The sequence below is a fragment of the Pirellulales bacterium genome, assembly GCA_035546535.1.
Classification (GTDB): domain Bacteria; phylum Planctomycetota; class Planctomycetia; order Pirellulales; family JACPPG01; genus JACPPG01.
In genome coordinates, this window is record DASZWQ010000105.1 from 1 (window position 1) to 12,214 (window position 12,214).

Genomic DNA, 12,214 nt, shown 5'->3' on the forward strand with positions numbered 1-12,214 from the left:
GTGAAGCGCTTGATCGACGCCGATACCATCGGCGAGCCGCTGTATGCCCTGGTCGAACTCTGGCGGCGCCCCTATCGACTCGGCTCCGACGGTTGGCGCTACGACATCCATCGCGTGGGCAATTGGATCCTCGAAGAGCCGATTCATTTCTTCGACTTGGCGCGCTGGTACCTGTCGCGCTTGGGAAATCCCCTCTCGGTGTACGCGGCCGCTAACGGCAAACGAGCCGACCAGCCCGAGCTGCACGATAACTTCTCGGCGATCCTCAAGTTTCCCGGTGGTGGCTACGCGACGATCTCGCAAACCCTGGCCGGCTGGGAGCACCACCAGGTAGCGAAGATCACGGGCACGCGCGGCGCGCTCGTCGCCCGTTGGAGCGGCGCGATGGATCGGACGTTCGAGCCGACGTTCAGCCTGCACCGTCTCGAAGGCGAGCAGGCGGTCGAGGTTCCGGTCACGAAGCCCAGCGGTGAGGTCTACGAACTGGTCGATCAACTGGCTGCGTTCGTCCACGCGGTGCGCGAGGGGACGCCTGTCGCTTGTTCCGGCGAGGATGGAGGGTGGTCCGTGGCGATGTGCCTGGCGGCGGCAGAATCACTGGCGAGCGGCTTGCCGGTCAACTTTTCCGAGAGGTAGCGTGTGTCGCAGCCAGGTCTACAATCGCCGCGCCGCTGGTACGCCGATCTGTCGCGCTACCAATGGCTGGTGCTGGCGATCGCTTCGGCCGGCTGGGTCTTCGATACGTTCGAGGGCCAGCTCTTCAACATCACGCGCGGCAGCATGCTGGGCGAGTTGATCGGCGCGAGTGCCGGCAGTGAGAAGACGGCGCTCGATGCCGCCGTGAAGCAGGCGGGCGACGTTCTCCTAGGCGTGTTTCTGCTCGGCGGCACGTTGGGCGGCGTGGTGTTCGGCTCGCTGGCCGATCGCTTCGGCCGCAAGCCGACGATGGCCGCCACGATTCTCTGCTATTCGATCTTCTCCGGGCTCACCTATTTTGCGACGGAAGTGTGGCAGGTCGCGGCGCTGCGCTTTCTGGTGGCGCTGGGCGTGGGCGGCGAATGGGCCGTGGCCGCGGCGCTGGTGGCGGAGGTCTTTCCCGCGCACGCTCGCGCGCATGCGGCAGGGATCTTTCACGCGACCAGTATCTTCGGCACCTGGCTGGCCGCCATCGCGGGCCTGGCAGTGAACACCCAGTGGCGTTACGCCTATTTGATCGGCATCGCGCCGGCACTCCTCGTCCTGTGGGTGCGCAGCGGCATCGACGAACCGCAGAGCTGGAAACAAGCCGGGCGCGATCAACGCGCCATGGGTAGCTTTCGTGAACTCTTCGGCGTCGCGCGCTGGGCGCGGCGGGCTATTCTCGGTTTACTGTTGGCGGCGGTCGGACTCGGAACGTTCTGGGGCGTGACCGTGGCCGGCCAGGATCTTATGCAAGAACTCCTCGTGCGCGGCGGCATGTCCAGTGCCGAAGCGACCAGCAAGGCCCGCTTCGCCTACGGCATCGTGCAAACGACCGGTGGCGGTTTGGGGCTGTTGTGCTTTGCGCCACTCGCGCAGCGCTTCGGCCGGCGGCCGGCGTTCGCCATCATGCTCGTCGCGGCGCAAGCGATCGTGCCCATCACTTGCTATTGGCCGCAAACCTACGGGCAGATGCTGGCGATCCTGCCGGTGTTCGGGTTCTTGACGCTGTCGATTCATGCCGGCTACGCGATCTATTTTCCCGAATTGTTTCCCAGTCACTTGCGCGCGACCGGCGCGGGCTTTTGCTTCAACGGCGGCCGGCTGCTGGCCGCGCCAATCTTGTTTCTCTCGGGAAGGATCAAAGCGCTCCCCGGACTGGACTTGCGCTCGGCCGTTTGCTTTTTGAGTTTGCTGTTCTCGCTGGGGCTTGTGGTACTGTGGTTTCTGCCCGAAACGAAGGATCAGCCGCTGCCCGATTGAGCGGGCCACATGGCATCACGAGTTAGGAATGCCCCGCATCGCGCTTTTCAAACAGCGCTTAGCTGTACTGCCGAAGGCAGACAATAAAGTGAGTACGAAGATGGTCGAGCGAACACTTGAAGTAGCGACGGTCGCGATCGCCGGACAGCAGACGCACGACGGCGAAGCGTTTCCGCTCGTACTCGCCTGCACGGACGGCGGCGCGCCCCTCGACGAGGCTGTCACTTGGGTAACGAATCAACGCGACGCGCTGCTTGCGTACGCCGCTACGCACGGGGCGATCCTGTTTCGCGGTTTCCCGGTCGCAAGCGCCGGGGATTTCGATCGTTTCGTGGCCGCCTTCCACCTGCCGAACTTCCCCTATGACGAATCGCTGTCGAACGCCGTTCGCGTGAATCGCACGCCGCGCGTCTTCACGGCGAACGAGGCGCCCGCGGCGGTGACGATTTTTCTGCACCATGAAATGGCGCAGACGCCGATCTTTCCCAGTCGGCTCTTCTTTTTCTGCGAGCAGGCCGCCGCATCAGGCGGGGCGACACCGCTGTGCCGCTCGGACGTGCTGTGGCGACGCATCGTCGTGCAGTGCCCTCGCTTCGCCCACGATTGTGAAGAAAAGGGGCTGCGCTATTCGAACGTCATGCCGCCGGCCGCGGACGCGACGTCGGGCATGGGGCGAAGCTGGCAGAGCACACTGCGGGCCGACACGCCCGCCGCTGCCGAGGAGCGCTTGCACGGCTTGGGTTACTCCTGGCAATGGCTGCCCGACGGTTCCCTTCGCGCGACCACGCCACGATTGCCTGCGGTGCGCGATTTGACGAATGGTCGAAAGTCGTTCTTCAACCAGTTGATTGCCGCATATCACGGCTGGCGCGATACGCGCAACGACCCGGCGAAGGCGATCACACACGGCGATGGCACGCCTTTGGACGCGGCGGCTGTGGCCAAGGTAGCCGAGTTGGCCGAGGACTTGATCTTCGACGTGCCGTGGCAGACCGGTGATGTGGCGCTTGTCGATAACTTCGTGACCATGCACGGCCGACGACCATTTACCGGCACGCGCAAGGTGTTGGCGTCACTGGTAGCGATCGATTAAGAGCGTCTCCCCTCGCAAAACGTCTCCCGTCGCAAAACCCTCTCCCTCGCAGGGAGAGGGCAGGGTGACGGTTGTGGCGCTCAGCGCAAGTTGCGTCCGATTTCGGTTGTGAACGCGTTACCCCCCCCTGGCCCCTCCCTGGCAGGGAGGGGAATTCGGTCTCTCATTTGGGCGACGCGACGGCGAGCCGAACACGGGCGCAAACAAAATCCCGGCCGCCGGAATTCTCCGGCGGTCGGGATAACGACAACTCGTGCCACACCCACTCGTAGTGGGTGCCGGCTGTGGGCTATTTCCCGTCGGTCGACTTCAGGTGTTCGTGCATCTTCTTGTGCTCGGCGTCAGCGGCCTTCAGCGAATCGCTCATGCCCGCGGCCGAAGCGCTGAGCTTCTTGGGATCGGCCTTGTCCCCCTTCTTGGCTTCGGCGGACAAATCCTTCGAGTGTCCCAGGGCGGCGTCGTAGTGCTTGTGCAGCGTGTCGACGTGGCCTTGCAGCTTCTTATCGGTTTTGGCACGATTGCCGAGCTTCGAGACTTCCTTCTTGGCCGCGGTCACGTTGCGATGAACTTCCGCGGTGTGCTCATCGGCCGTCTCCGCCGGGATGTACGAGTACGAACGAGCATACTCGTTGAGCGCGTTGGCGTGGGTGTACGCGCCGCTCCAGTAGGCTTGCGACGATTGCTCGCGGTAGGCCGCGCCGGTGATCTTTTCGCCGGCTGTGCGCACCGAATTCTGAGCCAAGGCCGGAGCCGCGGCCAGGAAAAGGACAAAGCAACTGGTCAACAATACTCGCTTTTGCATCGGACTCGTCCTCGGTTACTAAAAGGTCTAGATCGGTTCGGGCCGCGACGGCCGCGGCGCGACTTCCTACAGAGCAGGCATGGGCGTGCGTGCTCGAAAAACGAGAAACCTGGGAGGGGCGCTCATGCGGCGTCCCCAGGAACAAAAGCAGGATTTGGCGGCATAGCGCATCGAATACCCCGTAATCTGCCCAACGGCGACATCCGCCAAAATGTCGCCAGCGATTCAGACGCGGCCCAGCGCCGGTGAAGATGCCCGGGCCTCGCGATACCATATGCTTACTTCGTGATTTCTTCCGTCGCAAGCGCGGTGCCAGAATTGTGTGACCGGGAGTTCCAGACGGAAGGATCCCGGGTCACGACCGATTTTATCGCTACCGTTGTCGCGACGATAACCTGCAGGGTGACGTCACGGCGAACTGCCATTCACTCCCCGCCAGAGCGCGCTCTCTGCCCCCATAGAGGACGCGCCAGCTGTGCGTTCCAGGCGCTCCACACGGCGGTCAATTCCTTCACGCGCTCGGGCTGATCGGCGGCCAGATCGCGTGATTCGCCAACGTCGTCGGCCAGATTGTAGAGCCGCACCGGCGAGACGGTGCCCTGTCGCCCATCGTCCACGAGCGCATCGTAACGCACGAGCTTCCAATCGCCGCGACGCATCGCCATCTGCTCGCCGAAGCGCCAGTACAGCGTGTCGTGCGGGCCGGCGCTTGCTTCTCCCTGCAGGTGCGGCAGCAGGTTCACGCCATCGAGTTTCCAGTCGGGCTGCGCTTCGATGCCCGCCGCGGCCAGCGCCGTCGGCTGCACGTCGAGCTGAATCAGCGGCCGGTCGAAGGTCTTGCCGGCGGGCAGTTTGCCGGGCCAACTGACGACAAACGGCACACGCACGCCCCCTTCCAGCGTGGTGCGTTTCGACCCGCGCAGCGGCGTGTTACGCGAACCGTTGATCGTGGTGGTGCGCATCGTGGGTCCGCCATTGTCGCTGAAAAAGAACACCAGCGTGTCGTTCGTCAGTCCCGCGGAGCGCACTTTATCGAGCACCTGGCCGACGGCGTCGTCCATGGCCGAGGTCATGGCCGCATAGGTACGGCGCTGCTTATCTTCGATCGCGGAGAACTTCGCGAGCCGGGCATCCGTGGCATGCATCGGCGTGTGTACGGCATTGAAGGCCAGGTAGAGAAAGAATTCTTCCTTTTGATGCCGATCGATAAACGCCACCGCCTCGCGCGCGAAGGCATCGGTCAGATACTCGCGCTCCTCGACGACCTCAGGGCCCCGGTAAATCGGCGCCGCGCCGCGCTCGGGAAAGTAAGCATGAGCACCGCCGAGAAAGCCAAAGAACTCGTCGAAGCCACGCCGCTGCGGGTGAAATTTCGGCGCCGCGCCAAGATGCCACTTGCCGACCAGACCCGTCACGTATCCGGCCGCTTTGAGTCGATCGGCCATCGTCGTCTCGGAAACGGGCAGCCCGGCATTGCCTCGTTCCTCAGCCTGACCACCGGGATTGAATTCATGACCGAAGCGCTCTTGATAGCGTCCGGTCAACAGTCCGGCCCGGGTCGGGCTGCAGTACGGGCCCGAGACATACCCATTGGTGCAGCGAACGCCGCTGGCGGCGAGGGCATCGAGGTGAGGCGTCGGAATATCCTTGCAGCCTTGGAAACCAAGGTCCGCGTAGCCCAGGTCATCGGCGAGTATGACGATGATATTGGGTCGACGCGACGCCGCGCTTTCGCCTCGCTCCGCCCCTCGGGACGGATTCGCTGCAAGGATGGCAATAACGAGGGTAGCAAGAATACGTAGCAACATATACCGATGTCCGATCGTTCGTTGGTAATCGCGCGAGCTCCCGATGAGCCCGCACCCTTTGACCGTTATTTAGGCGCGTCCGCTTTGGGGGGCTTCAAGACGATATCGCCGGTCGAGATTTCCTGCGGCTCGGTGATTTCGAACGTCTTCCAGCCTTCGCTGCGGTCCTTCCATGAAATGTACACGCCTGATTTCGCGCCGACCGGTAGGGCCGGGAACGAAAACGTTCCGTCAGGGGCAGTGTCACCGGTGCAATACACCGTAGTGTCGAGCCGGGGAGCCTTATCGTTCTCGTCCCGCGGTGGTTGAAGCGCATTCGGCAGCCAGGTCGCGCATTGCACGCGGGCCTTGGAAATCGGTTGTCCCTGTTCGTCCACCACGCGCCCGACAAGGCGCGCGGCTGGCGCGACTTTCAACTCGCAAAGTTGGTCATCCTCGCTGATCACGGTCATGCCCGCCTGATTGCCAAAGGGGTCGCGCGCGACGACGAAAATACGGTCGAGCCAGCGCTCGGTCTTGAAACGTCCTGCCGCGTCGGCCACGGCGTGAAATCCGGCGTGACCCGGCGAGCCGATCGATTCCGCGAAGATGAGTGCGCCGGGGACCGGCGCGTTGTCGCTCGCGCGGCGGACATCGCCGCGCAACTGATCGCGGTCTTTGCGCAGCGCGTGCGCGTCATGGACGATCGACGCCTGGTCCGTGACGCGGACGGCGACCTCGTGCGGCTCCATGCCGTGCGGAAACAGCAGCTTATACGTGCCGGGGCCAACGCGGAACTTGTAATGTCCTCGCTGGTCCGTGGTTGACCAGCGCACGAACTGCGGCTCTTGCGTGAGCGTTGCCGTGGCGCCGACCGACGGCGCGTTATCAGGCCCAATCGATAATGCGCCCTCGATCAACGTGCCGGGAATAAGGGCGAAGTTCACCTCGTGCGGCTTGTCCCCCAAATTCACGCGCTCGCCCGTACGACTGGCGGCGGCCCAATCGTCATCCAGAACATTGATCGTGTACGTCTGGTCCGCGTAGACGCTGAAAGAATAGTTGCCTTCGTCGTCGGAGCGGGCGAAACCGCGGAAGTAGTGCGGCGAGCCATTTCCCTCGGCCTGTAACAGAATCTGCGGCGCCGGCGACCCATCCGCGAATGTCAGGCGGCCGCGGATTGCGCCGTTCGGCTTGAGCGTGATGGGCAGAAGGTCGTCGCCACCGGGCCCAATGTGCAAGCCTTCCGTCGAATGGTAATCATCGGAATGCGCAAGAAAGGAGATTCCTTCGCTCCCATTTGTTGGCAGAAAATCAAAGTACGCCTTGCCATCGGCATCAGTCGTGCGCCTTGTCGTATAACTGCCGCCTACATTCGCACGCGCCACTTTGCCCGGCTTTTTAATTACCCAAACCGCAACGGCGATGCCGGCAACCGGCTTGCCATCGTGCGTCTTTGCCTCGGCCACTACGCGAGGCCGGGCGCCGTCGAGCCGCAATGGAAGCTGCTCCGGCACCACGCCGCGGTCGGCCGTGGGATACGCTATGTAATTCTCGTAGTAGTCAAAACCGATATTGTCCTTGAAGGCCAGCACCCAATCGACTTTCACGTCAGCCGGAAACAAAAGCTCGGCGCGCCCGCTGTCGTCGGTCGTGCCCGTAGCGACCGAGGCATAGTTGCCGATGACCTCAACCGTCGCACTCGGCACAGGTTTGTCGGCGTCGTCGACAACAGTGACCAGCACCTTCTGAGCCGGTTTCAGCACGATCTCCAATCGGCGCGGCAGGGCATGCGCTTCCTCGACTTCGACATACGACTGCAATTCGCCATTTCGGCTACGGGCAATGAGGGTTCCACGGCGCCAATAGCCGGGCCTGCCGGCGATGCGAAAATTCCCGTCGCTGTCGGTCACCACGTCATTTACCTTGCCCCACAGCCGCGCGCGATAGTCCGAGACAATCACGTCGGCGAGCGGATTGCCTCGTTCGTCGACAACACGACCGCGCACTGTGTCGCGCAACGAGTATTTCGCGGCCGGCTTCGCCTCCGGCTCTGCGGCCGTGGCGACCCTTGCGTCCAGGCCGGCGGCCACAGTCAACGTCGCGCCGCAAAACACAAAGATGATGGCGAGGGTTTGACGGGGCATGGATACAGTCCTCAAGGACCGGCCGCGCGCCGGCGCGCGCTTCGCACGACGAACATCATCAACGCGCCGCCAAGCAGTAAAAGACAACTTGCGGGCTCGGGTACGGCGGAAAGTTGCGCGGCGCCGGCACTTGAGCCCGGATCGGCGGCGAGCCAATTCGCCGAGATCGCGGCCAGGTCCTGCGAGTTGACAATGCCGTCGCCGTTGACGTCTCCTTGCGGCGAGTTCGAGAGCCAGGTGCTCGACACGCTGGCAAGGTCCTGAGCGTTGACGATGCCGTCGAGATTAATGTCTCCGCTGAGCGTGGGCCGGGCAATCAGCTCCAGCCCCGTCGCCATGATTACCGGCTCGAGTGTTAGATGATTGCCCACGTCGAGCCCCGTGAACGACGAGAAATCTCCGACGTGCGAGCCGAAAACGAGCGGCGTGAAGATCTCGTTGAGGGTGGGCTGGAAGCCGTTGATCAGATGGACGGCCAACGTGCCACCCAGGTTGGCGATGCTGCTGATCGTCACGCGGTCGTAGCCGGTGCCGGGCTGTGTGCCGCCGAGATCGATCTGCATCGTGGCGGAACTTTGCTGCGTGTAATTGCCGAAAACCTGGGTCGTCCCGGGAATTGTCCCGGCCGAGTTAGCCGGAGCGAGGATCCCCGTGCCGGTGTTCGCCAGGTCGAAATGAATGCTCGGCGTGCCGAACGTACCGACGTGCAGCGTTCCGCCCTGCCAATTGAAGGTTGCGCTGCCGCCTGCGCCCTTGGCGATCGATGCGGCCGTGAAGTCGCCGCCGCCGTAGTTGATCGTTCCGCTGGCGTTGCCCGTGCCCATCACGATGGAATTGGCGACGATCGTGTTGTCGGCATGGTTCGAGATCGACAGCACGCCGCTTTGCAGGCCCGGCTGGGTGTCCTTCTGACCAAGCGTGACGTCGCCGAGATAGGCGTGTACGGTTCCGGCGGTAAGATCCATGGTGCCGGTGTAGGTGCTGTTCGTGTTCGTCACGCCACTGCCGAGCACGAGCGTCGTGGGTCGCCCGGGCAGGCCCAGATTCAACGTCCCGCCGGCGGGCAGTTGAATGGTTCCGTTGCCGTAGTTGATGCCCGCCTGAATGTTGTCGACGTACAAGCTGTTGATTTGCCCGAGCGTCAGCGTGGCATTTCCATTAACGCCGGTGCCGCTGCCGACAACCATCGAGCTGGCATCGACGAACGTCGATTTCGCCAGCGCCACCGTGGCCGAGCCATTCGCGCCGAGCGACATCTGATTCAAGTTGGCAATGAACGCGTCCATCTGCGAGAAATCGACGCTGCTATTCGTCCCCGCTCCAACGATCATGTTGGCCGTGTGCCCCGTGACGCCGACGTTGACCGTGCCGGAGTTGCCGCCGTTGAAATGCGTTATCTCGCCGCCGGGCAGGCTCGTATCGCGCGAGCCAACGGTCAGGTTGCTGAACCAGGCGTTGACCGTTGCCTTCGACAGGTCTACGGTGCTGGTGTAGGTGCTGTTGGTATTGATCAAAACCTTGCCGATCGAAAGATCGGTCGGCCGCACGGACGAGCCGATCGAGATGGAACCGCCGGCGGGAATCGTGACGCTGGCGTTTGAGTAGCTATTGCCGACCTGCATCGTGTCGGCCAAGAGCGTATTCTGCTTGCCGAACGCAAGGTTACCTGTGCCGTTGTCGCCCACGATCAGGGTTTGCGTATCGATGGCGCTTGTGGCGGGCAATTTCAAAGAACCGCTGCCGTTCTGGCCGATGATCGCCTGGCTGAGCGTGGCCGTAAAATTACTTTGTCCGCTGAGATCAACGGTGCCGTTGCCCGCGCCGCCCCCCAGGCTTTGCCCGATCGTCACGCTGCCTGGTGCGCTCGGTGAGCCGACGGCGACGCCGCCGGCATTACCGCCGGTGAGGGTGCCGGTTTCCGAGGCATTGCCACCCCCCGTTTTCACGCCGACGGCGAGCGAGCTGAGCGTGGCGTTGAACGTCGAGCCGGAGAGATTCACAGAGCCCGATTCGGATTGGTTTGTCTGAGCATCGGTTTCGCCCACGTACAAGCTGGTCGGCACGTTGCTGCTGCCCAGCGATAACGTGCCGCCGACCGGGATGTCGAGCGTGCCGGTCGACCGCAGGCCGCCGATCGTGAACTCGTTGGCCGTGATTGTATTGCTCATGCCCAAGTGCAAGGCGCTGGGCGAAGACTGCATGTCGTTGACACTCGAATAGCCCACGCGCACCGTATTGGCCGTAATGTTGTTAACGGCCGGCAACGACAGCGTGCCCGTCGCCGTACCGCCGGCCGCGTTACCGACGAGCAACGTCGAAAGGTTCGCCGTCAAGCTGTTCTCATGACTAAGATCCACGGAGCCGAAACCGCCTCCTCCGCTCGCCACTTGTCCAATGGCAATTGAGCCAGGCGCATTTGGCGACCCGATCGTTATGTTGCCCGCGTTGCCGCCGGCGAGCGTGCCCGTCTCACTACCTGTCTGCGTCCCGTTACCGCCGCCGGCTTTCGCTCCCACGGTCAGTGAGCTCAGGTTGGCGTTGAACGTGCCTCCGGAGAGCTGCATCGACCCTTGAAAACTGGACGCCGTAGGCGCGTTGGTTTGGCCGACGTTGAGAGTTGTGGGCGTGCCACTGAGGCCAAGGTTCAGTGTGCCGCCGCTGGGCATATCAAGCGATGCGTTGCTCTGCTGGCCGCCGATCGTCAACTCGCTGGCAGTAATCGTGTTGTTCATTCCCAGGTGCAGTGCATTGGGCGACGATTGCGTGTCGCCGGCCGAGGAGTAGCCTACGCGAATCGTAGTGGCATTGATGGTATTGCTGGCCGGCAGCGACAAGATTCCGGTCGCGGTACCACCGGCGGCGTTGCCAACGAGCATCGTCGTGACATTCGCGGTCAAGCTGCTTTCGCCGCTGAGATCGACGGTGCCGAATCCGCCTCCGCCACCAGACACTTGTCCGACGGTGATTGTGCCCGGCGAAGCGGGGGAACCAATGACGATGTTGCCAGCGGTTCCCCCGGTGAGCGTGCCGGTCTCGCTGCCCGTTTGCGGCCCGCTGCCACCGCCGGTCTTCACGCCGACGGTGAGCGCACTGAGCGTGGCGTTGAATGTGCTACTGGAGAGATTTGCGGTGCCTTGAAAGCTGGTGGCCGTGGCGGCATCGGTTTCACCGACCGTCAAATTCGTTGGCGTGGCAACTGTGCCCAGATTGAAAGTGCCCCCTTTGGGAATGTCGAGGGTGCCGGTGCTTTTCTGGCCGCCGATCGTCAGCTCGTTGGCGACGATCGTGTTCGAGGCGCCCAAGTGAAGCGTGCTCGTGCCATTGTCGTCGTTCGTCGAATAACCGACGCGGACGGTGCCGGCATTGATCGTGTTGGTCGCCGCCAATGACAAAGTGCCCGAGGCGGTGCCGACCTCCGCGGTGCCCAAGAGCAGGCTCGACACGTTTGCCGAAAACGTCGCCTGCTGACTGAGATCGACGGTGCCCGCAGCGCCGCCGCCATTGGCGTTGTGCCCGATGACGATCTTTCCCAATGTCGTTTGCGAACCGACAGCGAGCGATCCGCCGGTACCGAGCGAGAGCGTACCGACCGCGGCATGATTCCCGCCCAAGATTTTTTCGCCCACGATCAAATTGCCGATGTTGCCATTGACCGTAGCACCCGTCAGATCGAGAGTCGCCAGCGCGTCGGTACCGCCCGCGATGGTCACGCGCCCCACGGAGAGGTCGACTAATCCGGTAGGCGTTCCCAGATTCAACGTTCCATTTTTGATGGTCGCCAGCGTCGAGTCGATCACGTTGGTGTTGACGTCGACGTTGCCGTTGACTTGCAGCGTGTTGCCTCCAAGATCGATGGTTTGATACTTGCCACCGGAGTTCGCGATCGATAACCCGCCGATCGTGCGCGCCATGTCCAGCACGCTGGTGGGCGAGCCGGGCAAATTCGACGCGCCCGTGTTATTGAAAATCACAAGATCACCGGGTGCCGGAACTGCATTGCCGCTCCAGTTGGCGACGTTTCCCCAACTCTTATCGGCGCCACCTGCGGCGTCCCAGGTCACCTGGGCGGATATCGGCGCACCGCAGAGAGTAATCGCACCAAGCGCAAGCGCCACGGACGCCCCACGAAGAATGACCAGGGATCGCATGAAATGTTCCTCGCGCTTCGACTGAGGAGGAATACTTGCCGGCTGTAGAGAGCCGGCCCGCCACAAGTCCGAACGACGCCGTCGCCAGGCCATTCTGTTCCTAAGACCGGCACACCGTTCCTCGCAGCCCCGAATGCCGATTGCCGAAACTAGCACAAGCTCGACCGAATGGCGAGCCACCCGTGTGGAATCGCACCCTGGCGCGGAAGTCCTGGAAAGCGCGTCGCCATCCGCAGTCTACATAACACGACGCGTGTGTTCCTGTTGCGCGATTGGATAGTCTCAACGGCATCACG

The 12,214-nt window shown here is 62.9% G+C and carries 7 protein-coding genes; 3 read left to right on the top strand and 4 right to left on the bottom strand.

Going from position 1 to position 12,214, the window contains the following annotated elements:
* The 3 genes from VHD36_12915 to VHD36_12925 form a co-directional block, all read left to right on the top strand.
* On the top strand, positions 1-636 hold a 636-nt coding region (locus tag VHD36_12915; GenBank protein ID HVU88213.1), incomplete at its 5' end, for a Gfo/Idh/MocA family oxidoreductase.
* A 3-nt stretch (positions 637-639) separates the two neighbouring features.
* Positions 640-1,941: an MFS transporter gene (locus VHD36_12920; GenBank protein ID HVU88214.1), complete on the top strand. Its 1,302-nt coding sequence runs from the start codon at positions 640-642 to the stop codon at positions 1,939-1,941.
* Positions 1,942-2,029: 88 nt separating this feature from the next.
* The gene (locus tag VHD36_12925; GenBank protein HVU88215.1) at positions 2,030-3,034 is read left to right on the top strand and encodes a TauD/TfdA family dioxygenase; all 1,005 of its coding nucleotides are present in this window, start codon (positions 2,030-2,032) and stop codon (positions 3,032-3,034) included.
* A gap of 289 nt (positions 3,035-3,323) precedes the next feature.
* On the opposite strand, the gene VHD36_12930 is transcribed toward VHD36_12925, so the two are convergent.
* The 4 genes from VHD36_12930 to VHD36_12945 form a co-directional block, all read right to left on the bottom strand.
* Positions 3,324-3,836, bottom strand: a complete 513-nt coding sequence (locus VHD36_12930; GenBank protein ID HVU88216.1) for a hypothetical protein — start codon at positions 3,834-3,836, stop codon at positions 3,324-3,326.
* Between the two features lie 425 nt (positions 3,837-4,261).
* Positions 4,262-5,644, bottom strand: a complete 1,383-nt coding sequence (locus tag VHD36_12935; protein ID HVU88217.1) for a sulfatase — start codon at positions 5,642-5,644, stop codon at positions 4,262-4,264.
* Positions 5,645-5,709: 65 nt separating this feature from the next.
* Positions 5,710-7,770 carry a hypothetical protein gene (locus tag VHD36_12940; GenBank protein HVU88218.1) on the bottom strand — a complete coding sequence of 687 codons (2,061 nt, stop codon included), beginning with the start codon at positions 7,768-7,770 and terminating at the stop codon, positions 5,710-5,712.
* An 11-nt stretch (positions 7,771-7,781) separates the two neighbouring features.
* Positions 7,782-11,918, bottom strand: coding sequence for a dockerin type I domain-containing protein (locus VHD36_12945; protein ID HVU88219.1), 4,137 nt, complete (start codon positions 11,916-11,918; stop codon positions 7,782-7,784).
* Positions 11,919-12,214: the final 296 nt, after the last annotated feature.

Coding starts and splice junctions, on each gene's coding strand:
- VHD36_12940 (HVU88218.1), bottom strand. CDS start 7,770: ATGCCCCGTCAAACCCTCGCCATCATCTTTGTGTTTTGCGGCGCGACG.
- VHD36_12945 (HVU88219.1), bottom strand. CDS start 11,918: ATGCGATCCCTGGTCATTCTTCGTGGGGCGTCCGTGGCGCTTGCGCTT.
- VHD36_12930 (HVU88216.1), bottom strand. CDS start 3,836: ATGCAAAAGCGAGTATTGTTGACCAGTTGCTTTGTCCTTTTCCTGGCC.
- VHD36_12935 (HVU88217.1), bottom strand. CDS start 5,644: ATGTTGCTACGTATTCTTGCTACCCTCGTTATTGCCATCCTTGCAGCG.